This window comes from Marinococcus sp. PL1-022, assembly GCF_033845285.1.
Classification (GTDB): domain Bacteria; phylum Bacillota; class Bacilli; order Bacillales; family Marinococcaceae; genus Marinococcus.
This window is the reverse complement of sequence record NZ_JAWXCX010000001.1, coordinates 1,470,958-1,488,225: the sequence shown is the minus strand read 5'-3', so window position 1 is coordinate 1,488,225 and position 17,268 is coordinate 1,470,958. Positions and strand designations below refer to the sequence as shown.

Genomic DNA, 17,268 nt, shown 5'->3' with positions numbered 1-17,268 from the left:
CAACGTTTCCAGGGGGGAGTTTCATGCAGAAAAATAAAAAATGGCGGCAGCTGCCCGGCTTCCGCTCAGGCACCAGGTGGAAGCTTACACTCGCCACGCTCGTTTATGCCCTGGTTCTTATTGGTGTTATCGCTGCAGTATTCAGGGGGACGCCGGCAGATGACACGGCGGAAAATTTCAGCGAAGAAGATGCAGCCGCCGATACAGATCTACAAAGCTGCAGCGACTTTGAAGACGATCAGCAGCTGTATGACTACTGGACAGAGCATGGCTACAGCTCTGAAAATGATCCGGGTGATCTTGATGCGAATGGGGACGGAGTGCCGTGCGCCGTGCTGTCCGAGGATATGGAGGGCGAATTCACTGCCTACGAAAAAGAACAGACCGGCGGGGCTTCTGAAGCACAGCTTCCCTCCTACACCCTGCAGGAGGGCGAACGCACCAGCTACGATGGTGTCGTTTATGTTAATTATTTCGTGATTCTGGATGCGGATCCGACTTCCATTGATAAAGCCGACATTGATACAATCAGTGATGAGGTAATCATTGACGTCAAAGAAAAAGAAGAGTTCACCCTGCTCACGGTCAGCTTTATCGACGACGAAGAGGCGATGGATTACGGCAGCTACGTTTACGGAAAAACGGATTATTTTCCTAACGGGGAAATTGATGCGGCTGAAAATTACGAACCCGGCGATTACAGCGATCATGAAATAGTCACGGTGTACGGCTCCATCAACAATCCCGGGCTGCCGAAGCAGGAGAAGAACTACCCGACCGACAAACAGCTGGACATGTATTTTTACTGGGCAGGTCCTGCATACGAAGAAAGCAGCGATTCGAAGACCAGCCCGGTGGAAGCAACTGCGGACAAATTCGGCGTGTCCAAAGAAAAGGTCGAGCAGGCGATTCAAAAAGCCAGCAATCGTTAACGGCTCCTTCGGCAGCCGCCCGGAGGTTTTTTTAAGATTTTTGACATTATTTATATCAAATGACTCATTAATGAACCTCATTCATCCGATAAAGTGCTTATGGGATGAATATGTCATCCCACTCCTGAGACCGGCCCCGTGTTCCCCGCGGGGCCCTTTTTTGTTTAGCAGAATAGTCTCAATTCCTAAAAAGGGACTATTGCCTCGTGATTTTTATGTGAAAGCGCTTTAATATAAAGCATGTACCGCTTTCCTAAATTGTCTCCTTGGTGGAAGGAAACGATGAAAGTTTGCTTAAAGGTATATTCCCTCAGATTGCCCTGTGCGTGCACGGGGTCTTTTTTTGTTTTCATGCAAACAATGTTCCTAAATAAACTACCGGCTGACAGCAGCTTACTTCAGTAAATAGCTTTGAAAGGTATAGGCCAGGATCTTGTCCAGATCATTCTGCTCCAGCTCTTTTCCATCCGCTGCATCAATGCTCCATGTGCCCTCTTCAGTTAAATACAACGCTTCAAACGGCTTTTCCCCGCCCGCGATTTCCGTGTTATGCCGGTTTGTCTGGAGGTCAGCCCTTGCACTGTATTCGCCGGCTGGCTTCCTGTCATATGCAATACGAAGATTGGTCTCTTCATCTGCGGACTTGCTATTGTCTTTGTCTCCATATTCATATATGACAGTCGCTCCGTCCTCCGCCTTTGTTTTATGAACAGGCACATCATGATCGTTTTCCAGCGTATCACTTGAGCGGTCCAGCCCAGCTTCGAGCTCCTCTAATTTTGCCATTATTTCTTTTTCCTTCATTGAAATCCCTCCCACTATTAGTAGTGGTCACTATAGCCTTTAATTGAAAGAGGGAAACCTTTTGCGATTTTATTTTTTCTTAAAGGAGTGAAACGAATGTCCAAGCCGTATTTAATCATTGTCACCGGCCGGCCAGGTGCAGGAAAAACCACATTCTCCAGGAAGCTTGGAAATGAAATCTTTATGCCAGTAATCAGCCGGGACCGGATTAAGGAAGGATATGTGCACACGTTCGGCAAAAGCCATAATGAGCTGCCTCCGGAGGTCAATATAACAGCCACGGAAATCTTCTTTGATACGCTCATGGGGCTGATATCCAATAATGTGTCCGTGATTGCCGAAGCAGCGTTCCAGCACCACATTTGGTCAACCATGCTTGAACGGTTCATGGATAAGGCGCAGATCCATCTCCTCATCTGCCAGACTGATGAACAGACAGCGCTGGACAGATACGTCCGCCGCGGGCTCGATAACCCGCTCCGGGAGTACTTCCATGGTGATAAGGGAATGGACATGGCCAGAAAGGGAATGGATCTTAGCGCAACCCCCTACGAGGAACCCCGGATCGATGTTTCTACCTTTCATATTGACACCTCAGGGGAATACGCCCCCTCCATCAAGGAGCTGAGCAGGGAGATTTTTGGAAAATAGGATCGATACGCTAAAACCAGAAAAACCTTTAAAGTTGAATTCTGAAAACCTATTATCTCTTACTATTTACTGCTTATAAAAAATAGACACTCCGAAGAGCGTCAAAACGTTGAAATTATAGTAATGACTTATACTTTTACAAATCCTGGCAGCTGAATCTCCTCGTCTATAACTGGTATTACAGCCAGTGACGTTTCTTCTTTTGTAAGCAGCACTGAGTTGCCGTTAAAACTCGTGACCTTATATTCCTTTCCGCTGTCCCTATCGCGATACGTGTCTCCTACTTGAATCGTTTTTGTCATTTCCATCCTCCTAAGATAGCAATATCACTCTACAGCTTTAACTTTCGCCAAATTCAGAGGATTTCCTTCTATTTACTTACATTAATTCATAAAAAAGGACGGCCCGCGCCCAGGAGTGAAAAAGGGTCCGGAAAATGTTAAATCCACAACTAAGGCTTCGTTCTCTCTGTAAATAACCATATGTATTATCGATCAGTTGATGAGCTCATGCTTCAATCAACGTATACACACGCGATTTTCGCTCGCTCACCAAGGCAACTATTTCTTCATAATCATAAGCTTACAGCTGGATTAGCACCTAACCAAGCAATTGTAATTCCGTGTCAGCGGTGCTCAATATACCATACGCCTCGTCCCATTCAAGCCCTTAATGCATCTTCTAAAATATCACCACGCCCCATAACATACAGCGCATCACAAATACCCTTCACCTTCTCTACCAGCATTTTTAAATCTTGAATTGTAATATTAAGTGCAACACGTAAAAAAATAAAAAACACCCATGGTATCCCAGTGTAAAATGAAAGTACCACCAAACACTCACACGGAGGGATACCATGAGCTACTCTCATCTTACCATGATCGAACGAGGACAACTAGAGGCTCTGACGAGCCTCCACTGGTCGATCCGGCGAATTGCGGCTTTTCTGGGCCGGCATCCATCGACCATTTCCCGGGAACGCCGGCGCCAGGCATCCTCCGATACGTATCAGGCCGCTCAGGCGCAGAAAGCCTATCATCAACGGCGGAAGGCCTGCGGGCGAAAAGGCAAAGCGACGCCCGAGCTGCTTCAAGCCATTACCCATCATCTCCATGCCACCTGGTCGCCCGAACAAATTGCCCGGTACGCCCCGGGGGTTACGGTGGGATGCGGGACGATCTATCGATGGCTGTACCAGGGGTTATTGGCGAAGGGAGACCTGCGCTGCCTTCGCCAGAAGGGCAAACGGAAGAAAGTGCGGGAAAGCCGTGGCCGTTTCACGGTCGGCCGGCGCATCGAGGAACGCCCTGCCGTGGTCGAGACCCGACAAACCTTTGGCCACTGGGAAATGGATACCATTGTTTCATCGCGTGGAAAAAGCAAGGGCTGCCTGGTGACGCTCACCGAACGCAAAAGCCGGTACCTGTTAGCTGTTCCCATGCCGGACCGGCGGTCCGGAACCGTAGCCACTGCCGTGGAAACACTGATGGACCAGTATCCTCGTGGTGTCTTTGAAAGCATAACGGTGGACCGGGGCAAAGAATTCGCCTGCTTTCCCGCCCTCGAAGCCCGGAGCGTGCCCGTCTATTTCGCCGACCCCTATGCCGCCTGGCAGCGGGGAACCAATGAAAATACCAACGGCCTTCTCCGGGAATTTTTCCCGAAGGGCATGGATTTAGCTCGCCTCAGCCAGCAGGAAGTGGACTACGTCATCGGACTGATTCATCGCCGCCCCAGAAATTGTCTACATGGGAATACCACGGAAAATGTGTTTCATGAAGAAGTGTTGCGCTTAAATTGACAATCTAAGAAATAAAATTGTGCCTTTAAGACTATCATTTCTTCTCCTTAAATAGTAAAATTTGTCCAAAGAAGTTGAACATTGCAAATAATTATCGAGTTCCATTAATAAAAAAACCGGGGGAATGATGGTGACTCAATACGCAGAAGTCGATGCAGCTTTAGCACCTTACGGAAAGTTTGCAATGAAAGCCTTGGAAAAAGAAGCGGAATTGCTCTCAAAAGAACTCGATGAGAAAGAAGCTTTAATAACTTTATGCGCCTCTGCTAAGATGACTGATGATTTAAAGCTTCTTGCTTTGACCGATACGAGATTTATCTATGTAATTAACTCGGGTTTGAAAAAATCTAAAATCATTAATTACTCTTCTTCTAAGGACGCATTTTCAGGTATTCGCAAGAACATGAAAAAGATTATGTTTGAATTTAACGGCGATGCAGACGGAGTTACGCTTTCCTTTCCGAATAATAGGTTAAATTTTCGATCTATTCAGACTATAGCTCAAAAAACTGGAGTGGATATCGAAGAAATTCAACTTCAGTTTTCTCCATCAAAAACTGCCACAGGAAAGGTTTCTAAGAAGGTTTCACTGGAATTCGTAAATGGACATAAAGAAGTCGGGCTCAAATCCAAAGGCGCTAAATTAATTCAGCTGGAAAACGGATACGTTTACTTTAAAGAAATTGGAAACGCCACTTCCCTTTTTGAATTGTACGATTATGACCGGACCCAGAATATTAAACGAAGTACATACCACGCGATGGAAAATGCAAATCCAGGAAAATTTCTAGAGGGAAACCAAGGAGCAATGGCGATGGCCATCGGTTCCACTTCAGGCAAAGACCTGTCCACTGCTGTGCTTTTTCTTATTGATAAAGAAAACAATACCAAATACGCGGTCATTGCCAAATGTAACAGCAAGAAATTCAGTAAACTGTCTGAATTTCAGACAAGCGCCCACCTGAATTTCGGGAATGAGCAAAGTGCGCCGCCAGCGTTTGATAAATACGCCGAGGTCGAGCGTATTCATGGTTTAAAAGAAAAAGGCATTCTGTCTGCAAAGGAATTCGAGGCCGAGAAAGCGAAATTATTGAGGTAATTTAGGGGGCTCAGCAATGAGCGAACGACAGAAATGGCATAAAAAAATTCCGGGGTTTCGTACGCGGCGCTGGTGGAAAATGCTTCTGGCTGCAGCCGGTTATGGGTTTATCCTTCTCTTCTTATTAGCGATCGGCCTGGCAGCCGCTGGGGTCGGTTCGAATCAAACAATCACTCAGCAGCAGGAAGAAATCTCTACTCTTGAAGAAGAGAAAGAGCAGTTAAACCAGCGTGTAAATAATTTAGAAGACGAAAATCAAAGCCTGGAAAAGACTTCAGACACTAACAATGCAGAAGCTGATGAAGCAGAAGAAAATACTGCAAAGATCGACAATCTCCAGGATAAAGTGAACGCATTAAAGAGTGATAAAAAGCAATTGAATGCAACAATTAATGATCTTGAAACAGAAAATGAAGAAGCGACGCAGCAGGTGTCGAACCTGGAAGATGAAAAAAAAGACTTAAATCAAGAAATATCCACACTGAAAGAAGACAGTAGTGAGCAGGAAGAAATCGATAACTTGAACGAAGAGCTCGAGGAAAAAGACCAGCGGATTGAAGAATTAACAGCGGATGTAGAAGACCTTCGCTCCTCGAGCAGCGATGCTCCGTCAAACAATGAGGCATCCTCCAGCAGTAACGACGAAGCTTCCAGTAATGAAGGCGATGATTCTTCCTCTTCTGTCTCTGCCGACATGGATTGCGGGGATTTTTCCAGTCAGGCCGAAGTGGATCAATTTTGGAACGACAATGATTACAGCGCCAGTAATGATCCTCATAATCTGGATGCAGACTCAGACGGTGATCCTTGTGAATCCTATTTTGATACTACCAGCGAACCTTCTGATGATTCCGGTGACTCCTCCTCTGAAAATGTATATTTTGAAAATTGTACTGCTGCGCGAGAAGCTGGTGCAGCCCCGGTGCAGGAAGGAGATCCAGGATACGGCAGCCACTTAGACCGGGACGGAGATGGAACTGGTTGTGAATAATGCTCAAATATATGAAAGTACAAGTCCTAAGAGATTTCTTAGGGCTTTTTTGTCCTCGCAGCGGCTGATCTAAATGAAGGAATCTATATAAAAAGCATGAAAGTATAAATAATAGTAGTATTATAAATGAAAAGAATGCTTTTATATATATTTAGGACAGGCTGGAGGGATTCGATGCAGAAGAAAGCTATGTTACTCGCCCTGGGAGCTTCTTTCGGTATTTTTTCCTCAGGCTGCAGTATGGGAGAAAATGCTTCCCCGGAGGAAGAAAGCATGGAGCAGGAAGCTTCAGAAGAACAGCCCGATAATAATACGGAAGAAACTCCTCCTCCAGGGGAATCAGTGGCCCAGCCGCCTGATGAAGGTGATTATGAGGAGAATTTAAAAAACGCGTCTGAACCCTATTACGACAATATGCAGGAAGGCGCTCCTATCGTTGTTGAGGGCGAGATCACTCATGAATATTCGCCCCATGAGAATTTTAACCCCTATGATGAACGTGTTTACAGGATGCATGCACCTTCGGGGGATAAAGATACTTATTTAGTCACTGCCCCGGAGGGTAGTTATCTGAAGGTTGGTTTAACCATAGCACTGTACGGCGGCTTCGATGGATTTGCCCCAAATACGGAAGTGCCGCTGGTTTTAGGGGATATTGCGGAGGACAGCGATATTGAAATTGAGAACGGGCCGGAGCAGGAGGATCAGCTTGAGTTGTCAGATTAAGTAAATGCAATTTGAGCGAATACAAGAACCCCTGTAGCCGTAATGACTGCAGGGGTTCTGTATTTACAAGCATATTTACGGCAATTCCCCCTACCCCATCACTTTCTTAACACGCCATCGATAAATAAGCTTAACTACCACAGTTATAACCAGAGGAATCGCAAAGTACGACACAGCCTTCCAATCAATAGAATCGGAGATAAAATTCAAGCTGAACATAATTAAAAATAGTACCAGAAAGATATACAACGTATTCGTAATAATTCTGTTGATTCGTATCAGCCTCAGCGCCTTCTCCTCAGACTCCTGCCGAAAGTGCGGAGCTATAAACAATCCAATAATTATGCCTCCGATGGTCTGGCCGGCCACAAGCATTGTATCCAGATCTCCATTAAATATGTAGCTCATAATCGTACTAATAATAAGAAACGTACCGCCGTAAAGCGCTATGAGCCTGATCCTTCTTTTCATTACACCACTCCGCTATGTATTCATCTATCCCCTAATGTTTGGAGGGTTTAACCCGATTTTTATTTTATTAACTATAATTTTACCCTTCCGCCACCAGTTTCTGCCTGCCAAATTTCCGTTCCGCTTCTTTGAAGCGCTCCAAATTCCGCTGCACCCGCTCCTTTCGCAGCTGCTCTTCCACTTCATTCAGCCTTCTCCCCTGCATCACTATCGCGCACGCTGGCACCATTTAATACACTCCTTTGAGTCGGTAGTTTAAGTCATTCTTCGGCCCGGTGATCGTCACCAGGAAGGATTTGCACATCTGCACGATCCGGGACGCGAGCGCGTCGTCCACCTCCACGAGCTCTTCCATGATCAGCTCCGTGGAAACGAGAATCGGCAGGTGATTCAGATACCGGTGATTAATCACGGCGTACATCTGCTCGATCTGCCAGGCGGTTGCCCGCGGCATCCGCTCATACCCATCCTTTGTCCACTGCTTCACCGGCTTGAACAAATCATCGATAAACAGCACGTCCGCCTTTTTCATGCGCTCCATTTTCCGCTCCAGCAGATTAAAGTCGTCCCGCAGGTCGTTGAACCCTTCAACGTAAGGAAAATACTGGACGGATACGCCCTGCTGCTGTCCGCCCTCGTCCTCGAGCTTTTTGCGCTGCATCAGGTTGTTGCTGAGCGCTGTGAGAATATGCGTTTTGCCGCAGCCCGGCACACCCATGAGCAGCATGCTGTTCTCCCGCTGCTTCCGCAGATCCTGGTAATGGCTGTAGTAGGCGAGCGCGGCTTCTTTCATGCTCGCTACCTGCGGATCTGCGTTGTCGGTCTGAAACTGCCCGAAGGTAACGTTCCGGAAGCTTTCGGTGATCTCACTAAATTGGAGCAGCCGCTGCGTCCGGCGCTCGCGAATACACGGACAGATGACCCATTTCTCGACTCCCTCCACCTTTTCCAGCCAGCCGGTCTGATCTTTGCATACCGGACACTGGTACTCAGGTTCCCGGTCGGTACCATCCGTTACCGAGAGTGGATTGCTTTTCATTTCCGCTGATTTCTTTTCGAGACTGGCGAGTACCTCCTGCATGCCTTTGGCTGCTTCTTCCATGTCGGCGTGCCTCCTTCTGCTGTTTTTTCGTTTCTTCGTATTTTTCTACATCATCAAGCGTGCGACAGCCGAACCGCTGCCAATCATTCAGGATCTGCTCAGCGTATTTCAGTCTGCGGCCGCCCTGTAGAATCGTGATCTCCAACGCCCGAAGCACAATCTCCGGAGAAAGCACCTCGCACCAATCACCCAGCCGCTCCCGGTGATAGGCCGTCATCGTTCCGTCAAAATTCTCCTCATAAAACGGAACAACGCTTGCGATGGCGCGGGGACTACTGTTTAACTCATCTGTTGAATTCAACTGCAAATCATCTGTTATGGAATCCGGCACTTTGTTCGAATCCGGGTTAGTGACAGGCTGTTCAGATGGATTTGCACATTTTGCCGTAATGGAAGCAAGCATTTTGCCGTAATCCAGCGCATAGTGCAGCGTCGGCGCCCCGTTCGCCTTTTTCAGCTTGGTGGCGACCAGCTCTTTGTTGATCAGCTTATCGATCGATCCCTTGATTTTGCGCCGGGTTAATCCCGTCTCTGTCTCCCATTCGCCGTAGCTTTTATAAAAGAAGCCGTCGGTGCGCTTCGTTTTGTCGGCGTAAAACACGAGCTGATTTAAAACGAGCGCCGTGTTCAAATCGCCGTCCAAAAATTCGATAAAGATACGCGGCACCGTGATGATATGATCCTGTCCGCTCATTTTCTTCATGATGGCCCGCAGTTCCTGATGCTTGCTCACACTTTTCACCTCTTTATAAATTTCAAAAAAACATCGCGTTATTTTTCGTCTTCCCCACGTTGTATATTGTCTGGATGGTTCGTTTCGGGGGATCAAAAACTGTTATGTAAGATGAATTTTTTCCAGTCCTGGTTCAATACAGCCTCCAATTAAGCACAAAAAAACCCGCTACTCGGTTTCGTAGCGGGCGCTTCCTGTCTTTTTCCACAGCACATCAATGATGGGTAATTCGCTCAGACGGGTGATAATATATTCCTTTTGCCGGTACGTTTGAATGCTGTGAAACAATTCCTCTTCGGTTTCAAACGAATAAATGTCTTCTCCGTAATACGCATTAATCATTTCCTTGTACGCTCCGATGAGAATTTCATTGGTTTTTCCGCGTTTGATGTAAGCAAAGTTACTCATTTTATCACCTTCTGCTTACACATTACCATACTATTCTAGTTTTTCATCATTACATTTATTTTACAAAGTTTGGCTGCTCCAGTTGCTGCTGCAGCTCCTCCACACGCTCAATATATTCATCATGCGGAACCTCACCTTTATCGTACTCTTCCTCCAGCGCCATTTTCTCCGTAATCAAGTGTGCTTTATTCATTTTTTATCATCCCTTATTTTTTTATGTATTCCTCTCTACCTCTTTATACGGGGAAAGCAAACGTCTTAATGAGTTTTCGGGATAAAAGTCATGCAAAAAGCAAAAGTTAGTTTGTGTACGCCTATCAACTCTTTAACCTCTCTCGCCAAGCTGCTTCTTCCTCTACTGCGGTTTCTGTTCCATACATGCCTCCTAACAAAAAAGAGGACACCAAACCACAGCGTTGTGCTGTCTTTCAGTATCCTCCAGTTGACTGGTAAAACTTTTATTTTGAGTATTTCTTATTTATTTCGTCTATCATTTTTTTAGTATCATTGATTGTTTTAATATTCATTCCAATCTGCATAATAATCCCATTATGATTTTCTTCATAACTATTTTCTCCGGACGGTAATCGATGTATTAATAAAAAACCATCAGGTGTTTCAATTCTCCGTAATAAATCTTCAATATCAGTAAGTCTATAAACGATAGTTAATTTGCTATGTTGTAGGGAGTGATTTTCATTGACAGTCAAACCGCTAAGGTCTATCTTTTCAATAGTTCTGTTTAAATCGTTAAGTCTATTAAATCTGAACTTAATTTCTGAATAAGCTATTCCAAACTGATGTCCATCGTGGATTTCTTTAATTTCTCGTAACTGTTTAACAACTTCCGAAAAATAAAACCCTAATTGTGAAGATACATTGCCTAAATACTGATTTTCTTTTTTAGCTTCTCTTTTTTTGTTATATTCAATTTGTTTTTCTACGCTTTTCAATGAAATCATTCCAGCTAACAAAGCACCTAAAAAAGCACCAATGATAGTTCCAGAGGTTTGCAACCATGTCCCGCCGTCTACACTTTCCAAACCCACGGCTTCAATAATACCTCTCCAATACACTAATAAGAATATTGTTATTACAAAAACCACTAGTCCTACAAATGCATCTCTATTCAGAACTCTTCCCCCCTCATACCATTTCACGCGCTTCACCTTTCCCTGGTGCGTCACAATCTTTGTCTCTCCGTGCTCCCGGCAATGGAGCGCAACGAACACGCCTCCTCCGACACCACCAGTACGACTGGTTCTTCTGTCCTAAGTATATCAAAATTTAGTTGCTCTGTGACTTTATCCCATTGAATTTCTCCCATGCGTTCGCTCATGGTACCGCCCCTTTGTTTCTGTTTTAGCTCCATGTCTACTCGATCACTTTCCATCCTAACCCTGCGATACTTACCAAAAGTACTGTAAATATTACGTCGATTAGTACTCCGAAAAGTACATTCCGAATCTTTTCATAGATTTCCCAATATCGCTATAGCGATGCCAACGGACCGGGGTAAACTTATAGTAGTAAATCTCCGGTCCTTTGTGCATATTCTAAAACGTCCCCCCATGCTTCCCGCTTCTCACTTAACACCCGTGTCCCTAGTTCGCATTGCACCCACACCACTTCTTAAAGCTAGAATTATTTTTACACTTATACACAAAAGGCTTTCTTATAGCCATGCGGCAACCCCAACTAACAAAATAAATACAATATTTCCTATTACTTTAGTACGGAAATCACAAATTAAAAATTTTTGCACGTAATTGTTTCTAGGACTATGTGTTGGTAAAATGAAAAAGGTTCATTCATTTACATATAAAGGGGGATATTCCAATTGAGGGGATTACGGTATGTTCTACGTTCTCCCTGTTAAAAGTAATTAAATATTTAAAGGGGGAATAGAGCATGGAAAATTTCTTTTTGCTTCTATTTATTTTGTCATTTCTAGTACTTGCTGTTTGGGCCGTACATGCGGTTATGCGGCTAGTTGCCAAACGAGCACTTTTTGAAAAAATCCGGACCAAGCATTATGTTATTGCTTTTGTCGGATTGTTCGCGATTGGCTTCGGTGGGTACGCATTAGTCTCAGACAACTCTGCTACCAGTAATCAACAGGCACAAGAAGAAGAGACTACTGAAAAAGCAGAAGCGGAAACAGAATCTACTAGCGAAACAGAGGAACAAGAACAACGCGCTGAAGAATTAGATCAGCGTGAGCAAGAATTAGAAGAACGGGAGCAAGAGTTGCAGGAAGAAGAAGAGGCACAAGCTGGTGGTGAAAGCGAAGAAGCAAATGAAGAACCGGACTCCAGCGACGACTCTTCAGAAGCAGAGGGCGAAGAAAGCTCCGAAAATTCCGGTGAAACTGAATCTTCCGATGAATTAGGCGAAAAGGTAACAGTCGGAGCAGTTTCCTTTCAAATTAATAATGTTTCAACAGCTTCTACAGTTGGTGACGAATACCTCTCTGAGACAGCAGAAGGAACGTACATTATTCTCGACATGGTTTATACCAATAACGGAAGCGAAGCGGCAATGGTCGATTCTTCGCAGGTTCGTTTAAAACAGGATGGAAAAACATTTGAAGCCGATGCTACTGCCAGTACTTATGCGAATTCTTCCGAGGATCCTAGTCAAGCTGCAGACTTTTTCTTTTCTGAAGTCAATCCAGGCTCATCCATCGAGGGCCAAGTGGTCTTTGATGTAACAGATGAAGTAGCGGAAGAAGATCATCTGGAAGCAGAAGTGACTGAAGGTATTTTCGGCACTAACTCTTCCCATATTACATTGAAATAAAGGGGTATTATAAAATGAACAGAACAGGCGAATTTGTTTTAGGTTTGATCGGGGGCATTTTAGGATTGTTCGCTGGTGTTTTCGCCCTCCTTTTCGGGGCAATTGACGCCGGATTTTCAGAAACAGGTACAAGTAGTGTTACAGGGCTTGGTTTCGGTGCTTTACTATTTTCGGTATTAGGAATTGTTGGCTCAGTATTAGTACGAAATAAAGCAAAGCTTGGCGGCATACTAATGATTGTAGCTGCTGTAGGCGGTTTTATCAGTGTCTCTGCTTTCTTTATTATTTCAGGTATCCTTTTATTGATTGCAGGAATTATGGGCGTAGCCCGCAAAGACAAAACAGCAACCGCATAAATATAATTCCCCTGCTTTCGAGCAGGGATTTTTTATATACAAAGAGAGAAAATAAATCCTATATACGGCCAAACACAAAAAAGTGCACACTGAACCACAGCATTATATTGTGGCTCAGTGTCCCCCAGTGGGTGGTAGAATTTTTACTACTTTAAAAATGCATTTTCTATTTCTGTGGTAAATTCAAGAAATTTATTTTCTATTTTTGGATATTTTATAACTTGTCTCACTGTACTTTCATTATTATGATTAAATGTCATTAACGTATTGAACGCTACTAATCGATTTAAATATGCGTAAAACATAGGCAAAAACCCTAAATAAATGACTAAATAATTTTGTTCAAAAACTTGATTACTAACTAATGGTATAAAATTCAGTCTATTTTTAGGCGTTTTGTATGCTGGGTTATTGGTAACTAAATGCAAAGACTGACTTAAAGCTGTTGAAAGTGTGTTTTTAGCTTTATCAGGACCATACCTATGAAGATTTATTGCTTTCAAATCCTCAACTTTCATCCCTTTGAAAAAGGACTCATTTTCCTGCATTAAAAATACCATATTTTTTTCTATTTTATCTTTATTATTTTTCATTGAAACATCGATTCTTTCGATATCGTTATCTAATATCCCTTCAATATAACCTTGCCAATCAAAAGTTAAGTATTCCATACATGCTAATAAATCTCTAAATGGTTTTCTTACTAAAGAAAAAGCTACGCCGAAGTTACTTGTTTCTAATGCATGATTAGCATAATCTATTGAAATTACTATTTCCTGTAAACAATCATAAAAAATTATTTCAGCATATTGAAGTTTCTGTTCTATCGATAGATTCTTTAAATAAAATCCTTCTTTCGAAGTTCTTCTTATTTTAGAATTATTGATTATTTCTTCATAATACCTATTATTTTCAGAAGATACACCTAGAGCAAATCTAACCAGATCAGAATTCAATCCTTCATTCAAAACTCTCCCCCCTCCCTCGTCCCTTTTCACCCGCTTCACTTTACCCTACTGCGTCACAATCTTCGTCTCCCCATGGCCGGTAAAAGAACGCAACGAACGCATCCCTCAGACACCACCAGGACGACTGGTTCTTCTGTCCTAAGTATATCAAAATTTAGTTTCACTGTGATTTTATCTTATTTAATTCCTTTCATGCATTCGCCCATGATACCGTCCCTTTGCTTGTGTTTCAGCTCCACGCCCACTGAACCGCTTTCCATCCTAATTCTGCGACAGTGACTAGTAGTACCGTAAATATTACGGTGATCAACATTCCATTGAGTAAATTTCCGCATTGTTCCAGTAATTTCTTTTCTAATATTCATCCTGCTTAATGCCGGTCCCAATAATAAATAAACTAGCTCCTCCTAGTTCTTAGATATCGTTCAAGTAATGCCACACTCGAATTGAAGTGGCGTAAACCTCACATATTACCCTGGTAATGACGAAATTCAAATTGACTTAAATAAAAAAAGAAAAACGGCATAATAATTATAACTACATTGCTTTAATCCTAGGTATAATTAGATATAGGCAACAAACTCAGGGGGGAGTTCTATGCAGGAGAAAAGAAAGTGGTATCGGCGCATCCTTGGCTATCGCTCAGGCTCAAAGTGGAAAGCTACATTAGCTTCTGCTTTTTACCTTTTTCTTCTTTTTAACATTGTCGGTGTTATTTTTGTAGATGAACCTGCTCCTACCTTAGAAGAAAACGCTAGTGAAGAAGCCATTGAAGCAGAAAAAGTCGAGGCTGAAGAAGAACGCAAAGTCCAAGAAGCCAAAGAACAAGAGAAAGCAGAAGAACAAGCTGCTAAAGAAATAGAAGAAACTGAAAAGCAAAAAGCTCGAGAGGAAGAACAGAAAGCTAAAGAAGAAAAGGAACAGGAAGAACAAAAAGTTAAGGAACAAGAAGCAGCTGAGAAACAGGCCGCTAAAGAGAAAGAAAAGAAACAAGAAAATAGTGATAAAAGTTCCTCAGAAATGATTAACGACTATGTGCTTGACCATTCTTACGGTATCATGCTTGATTATGAAGGCGTAAAAGATGTTCACGCTGCGTTTGATGAAGACAGTAAAACTATTAGCTTAGCTATAGTAGTAGAAAGTGCGACCAATGAAGACTACGCTAAAGATTTAGCTGATTCTTTTATACGTTCTTTATCTTCGGGAGCCAGTATTTACGGAAACGAAGACTTAGAGAGTCCTGATAAAAATAATCTTGGAGAATTGTATAATTATTACGATTTACATGTAGTAGTAGCCACTAGTTCAGAAGAATATATTATTCAAGGTTTCAAAGCTAAAGGCAGTCAGTCGTTAGTGTATTAAGGAACTACTATGTTCAAGACTTTTTTAAGATGCAAAGAATAATGTTTCTTGTATTTTGTAATTAGGGCACCTCCTATGAAATGAAAATATACGCCAAAACACAAAAAAACCCTCCAGCCATTGCGGCTGAAGGGTTTTCTCTATTTTAGTACGTGGACAGGAACTGTTCGCGTTCCCAAGGGTGTACCTGGCTGCGGAACATGTCCCACTCGATTTCTTTTGCTTCGGCGAAGTGCTCGATGGCGTGCGGGCCGATGGCGTTAACAAGAACTTCGTCGTTCAGCAGGTGCTGAAGCGCTTCGTTCAAGTCCGCCGGCAGGTCCTCGATGCCGAGTTCTTCGCGTTCTGCTTTTTCCATCACGTAGATGTTGCGGTCTGTCGGCTCTGGAGCCTCGAGCTTCCGCTTGACGCCGTCCAGGCCGGAAGCAAGCATTGCTGCGATGGCAAGGTACGGGTTAGCTGATGGGTCCGGGCTGCGCGTTTCGATACGCGTGCTCATACCACGGGAAGACGGAATACGTACGAGCGGGCTGCGGTTACGCAGGGACCATGCTACGTATACTGGTGCTTCGTAGCCTGGCACAAGACGCTTGTAGGAGTTGACGATTGGGTTCGTCAGCGCCGTGAACGCCTTCGCGTGCTCGAGTGTACCTGCGAGGAACTGCATAGCCGTTGTGCTCAGCTGAGAATCGGTCTTCTTGTCGTAGAACGCGTTCTCTTTGCCTTTGAACAGTGACATGTTGCAGTGCATGCCGGAGCCGTTTACGCCGAACAATGGCTTTGGCATAAAGGTGGCGTGCAGGCCGTGCTTACGTGCGATCGTTTTAACAACGAGCTTAAACGTCTGGATGTTGTCGCAGGCCGTGATGGCGTCTGCGTATTTGAAGTCGATTTCGTGCTGTCCCGGCGCCACTTCGTGGTGGGAGGCTTCGATTTCAAATCCCATGTCTTCAAGCTCAAGCACGATGTCGCGGCGGCAGTTTTCGCCGAGGTCTGTCGGCGCAAGGTCAAAGTAACCGCCCTTGTCGTTCAGGGTTGTGGTCGGCTCGCCTTTTTCATCGTTTTTGAAAAGGAAGAACTCAGGCTCTGGTCCGATATTGAAGGCGGAGAAGCCTAATTTCTCTGCTTCTTTAAGTACACGCTTCAAAATACCGCGCGGGTCACCCTCAAATGGCGTTGGCTCTTCGCCAGGCTTGCCCGGCTCATATATGTCACAAATTAAACGTGCGACTTTGCCCTTTTCCGGCGTCCATGGGAAGACGATCCAGGTATCAAGATCCGGATAGAGGTACATATCGGATTCTTCAATACGTACAAATCCTTCGATGGAAGAACCGTCGAACATCATCAGGTTGTCCAGTGCTTTATCAAGCTGGTCCATCGGAATCTCTACGTTTTTAATAATTCCTTGCAAGTCAGTAAACTGAAGGCGGATAAACTTAACGTTTTCCTCTTCTGCAAACTTTAAAATGTCTTTTTTCGTGTTTGCCATGTTAATTGTGACTCCTCTCTAAAAAACTAGAATAGTGAATTATTAGATCTTTTCCCCGGCCGCAGCCGGAAAAAAGTTAATCCTGCTGTTAGTCGAAAAACCGCGACAGCTGTCCCTGAATCATGGACGGACGCGAATATTTGCCTGCCATCATCACTTCCTTGCGGAGGTGCCTGCGCAGTTCACGGTCGGTCATATCATGATTTCTTGGTGCAGAGGGCTGCTTTGGTTCCTCTGAATACGTTTTTAATTCATAGATTTCCTTGATGCCTGAAAGGTTCACGCCCCGCTCCATCATCGCTTTGATTTCAAGCAGACGATCCACATCGCGGAAGGAAAACAACCGCTGGTTGCCTTCGGTCCGTGTCGGAAACACCAGGCCGTGTTCTTCGTAGTAGCGAATCTGCCTTGGGGTGAGCTCCGTCAGCTTCTGGACGATACCAATCGGAAATAAAGGGGTATTCCGGCGTACATGATCATTCATGCGTTACGCCCCCTTTCATTGAAACTAAGTATATCCTACATGATGTAAGCTTTTCCGTCAAGTTCATGTAAGCTATT

21 protein-coding genes are annotated in these 17,268 nt (G+C 44.2%); 9 read left to right on the top strand and 12 right to left on the bottom strand.

The annotated features are described in order from the left end of the window. The first annotated feature begins 23 nt into the window (after positions 1–23). Positions 24–932: a hypothetical protein gene (locus SIC45_RS07560; protein ID WP_319631693.1), complete on the top strand. Its 909-nt coding sequence runs from the start codon at positions 24–26 to the stop codon at positions 930–932. Between the two features lie 393 nt (positions 933–1,325). Here the strand turns inward: SIC45_RS07560 and SIC45_RS07555 are convergent, their stop codons facing one another. Then, positions 1,326–1,736, bottom strand: a complete 411-nt coding sequence (locus SIC45_RS07555) for a hypothetical protein (RefSeq protein WP_319631692.1) — start codon at positions 1,734–1,736, stop codon at positions 1,326–1,328. 96 nt (positions 1,737–1,832) lie between these two features. On the opposite strand from SIC45_RS07555, the gene SIC45_RS07550 reads away from it, so the two are divergent. Beyond that, positions 1,833–2,387, top strand: a complete 555-nt coding sequence (locus SIC45_RS07550) for an AAA family ATPase (RefSeq protein WP_319631691.1) — start codon at positions 1,833–1,835, stop codon at positions 2,385–2,387. Between the two features lie 128 nt (positions 2,388–2,515). On the opposite strand, the gene SIC45_RS07545 is transcribed toward SIC45_RS07550, so the two are convergent. Continuing rightward, positions 2,516–2,689, bottom strand: a complete 174-nt coding sequence (locus tag SIC45_RS07545; RefSeq protein ID WP_319631690.1) for a hypothetical protein — start codon at positions 2,687–2,689, stop codon at positions 2,516–2,518. A gap of 557 nt (positions 2,690–3,246) precedes the next feature. Between SIC45_RS07545 and SIC45_RS07540 the strand changes: the two genes are divergently transcribed. From SIC45_RS07540 to SIC45_RS07525, 4 genes are all read left to right on the top strand, one after another. Continuing rightward, on the top strand, positions 3,247–4,191 hold the full coding sequence (locus SIC45_RS07540) for an IS30 family transposase (RefSeq protein ID WP_319630748.1): 945 nt from the start codon (positions 3,247–3,249) through the stop codon (positions 4,189–4,191). A gap of 130 nt (positions 4,192–4,321) precedes the next feature. Then, a complete protein-coding gene (locus SIC45_RS07535) occupies positions 4,322–5,290 on the top strand; it encodes a PH domain-containing protein (protein ID WP_319631689.1) in 969 nt (322 codons plus the stop codon). Positions 5,291–5,306: 16 nt separating this feature from the next. Then, positions 5,307–6,281 carry an excalibur calcium-binding domain-containing protein gene (locus SIC45_RS07530; RefSeq protein ID WP_319631688.1) on the top strand — a complete coding sequence of 325 codons (975 nt, stop codon included), beginning with the start codon at positions 5,307–5,309 and terminating at the stop codon, positions 6,279–6,281. 174 nt (positions 6,282–6,455) lie between these two features. Continuing rightward, on the top strand, positions 6,456–7,007 hold the full coding sequence (locus tag SIC45_RS07525; RefSeq protein WP_319631687.1) for a hypothetical protein: 552 nt from the start codon (positions 6,456–6,458) through the stop codon (positions 7,005–7,007). Positions 7,008–7,097: 90 nt separating this feature from the next. Here the strand turns inward: SIC45_RS07525 and SIC45_RS07520 are convergent, their stop codons facing one another. The 7 genes from SIC45_RS07520 to SIC45_RS07490 form a co-directional block, all read right to left on the bottom strand. Then, positions 7,098–7,478 carry a hypothetical protein gene (locus SIC45_RS07520; RefSeq protein WP_319631686.1) on the bottom strand — a complete coding sequence of 127 codons (381 nt, stop codon included), beginning with the start codon at positions 7,476–7,478 and terminating at the stop codon, positions 7,098–7,100. Positions 7,479–7,557: 79 nt separating this feature from the next. Beyond that, complete coding sequence (locus SIC45_RS07515; RefSeq protein WP_319631685.1) at positions 7,558–7,707, bottom strand: hypothetical protein; 150 nt, start codon at positions 7,705–7,707, stop codon at positions 7,558–7,560. After that, entirely contained in the window at positions 7,708–8,580 is an 873-nt protein-coding gene (locus SIC45_RS07510; protein ID WP_319631684.1) for an ATP-binding protein, read from the bottom strand. Beyond that, positions 8,468–9,313 (bottom strand): DnaD domain protein, encoded by an 846-nt coding sequence (locus SIC45_RS07505; protein ID WP_319631683.1) that lies wholly within the window; start codon positions 9,311–9,313, stop codon positions 8,468–8,470. The genes SIC45_RS07510 and SIC45_RS07505 overlap by 113 nt, the downstream gene beginning before the upstream one ends. A 168-nt stretch (positions 9,314–9,481) precedes the next feature. After that, positions 9,482–9,721 (bottom strand): hypothetical protein, encoded by a 240-nt coding sequence (locus SIC45_RS07500; RefSeq protein ID WP_319631682.1) that lies wholly within the window; start codon positions 9,719–9,721, stop codon positions 9,482–9,484. A 55-nt stretch (positions 9,722–9,776) separates the two neighbouring features. Next, positions 9,777–9,914 carry a hypothetical protein gene (locus SIC45_RS07495; protein WP_319631681.1) on the bottom strand — a complete coding sequence of 46 codons (138 nt, stop codon included), beginning with the start codon at positions 9,912–9,914 and terminating at the stop codon, positions 9,777–9,779. A 265-nt stretch (positions 9,915–10,179) separates the two neighbouring features. Then, positions 10,180–10,881 carry a hypothetical protein gene (locus SIC45_RS07490; protein ID WP_319631680.1) on the bottom strand — a complete coding sequence of 234 codons (702 nt, stop codon included), beginning with the start codon at positions 10,879–10,881 and terminating at the stop codon, positions 10,180–10,182. Positions 10,882–11,632: 751 nt separating this feature from the next. Here SIC45_RS07490 and SIC45_RS07485 point away from each other — a divergent pair. Beyond that, positions 11,633–12,523: a DUF4352 domain-containing protein gene (locus SIC45_RS07485; protein ID WP_319631679.1), complete on the top strand. Its 891-nt coding sequence runs from the start codon at positions 11,633–11,635 to the stop codon at positions 12,521–12,523. A gap of 14 nt (positions 12,524–12,537) precedes the next feature. Further along, on the top strand, positions 12,538–12,879 hold the full coding sequence (locus tag SIC45_RS07480; protein ID WP_319631678.1) for a DUF4064 domain-containing protein: 342 nt from the start codon (positions 12,538–12,540) through the stop codon (positions 12,877–12,879). A 146-nt stretch (positions 12,880–13,025) separates the two neighbouring features. Here SIC45_RS07480 and SIC45_RS07475 read toward each other — a convergent pair whose 3' ends face one another. Continuing rightward, complete coding sequence (locus tag SIC45_RS07475) at positions 13,026–13,847, bottom strand: hypothetical protein (RefSeq protein WP_319631677.1); 822 nt, start codon at positions 13,845–13,847, stop codon at positions 13,026–13,028. 597 nt (positions 13,848–14,444) lie between these two features. Between SIC45_RS07475 and SIC45_RS07470 the strand changes: the two genes are divergently transcribed. After that, positions 14,445–15,215: a hypothetical protein gene (locus tag SIC45_RS07470; protein WP_319631676.1), complete on the top strand. Its 771-nt coding sequence runs from the start codon at positions 14,445–14,447 to the stop codon at positions 15,213–15,215. A gap of 145 nt (positions 15,216–15,360) precedes the next feature. Here the strand turns inward: SIC45_RS07470 and glnA are convergent, their stop codons facing one another. Beyond that, on the bottom strand, positions 15,361–16,707 hold the full coding sequence (glnA, locus tag SIC45_RS07465) for a type I glutamate--ammonia ligase (protein ID WP_319631675.1): 1,347 nt from the start codon (positions 16,705–16,707) through the stop codon (positions 15,361–15,363). Positions 16,708–16,795: 88 nt separating this feature from the next. Then, entirely contained in the window at positions 16,796–17,191 is a 396-nt protein-coding gene (locus SIC45_RS07460) for a MerR family transcriptional regulator (protein WP_319631674.1), read from the bottom strand. Positions 17,192–17,268: the final 77 nt, after the last annotated feature.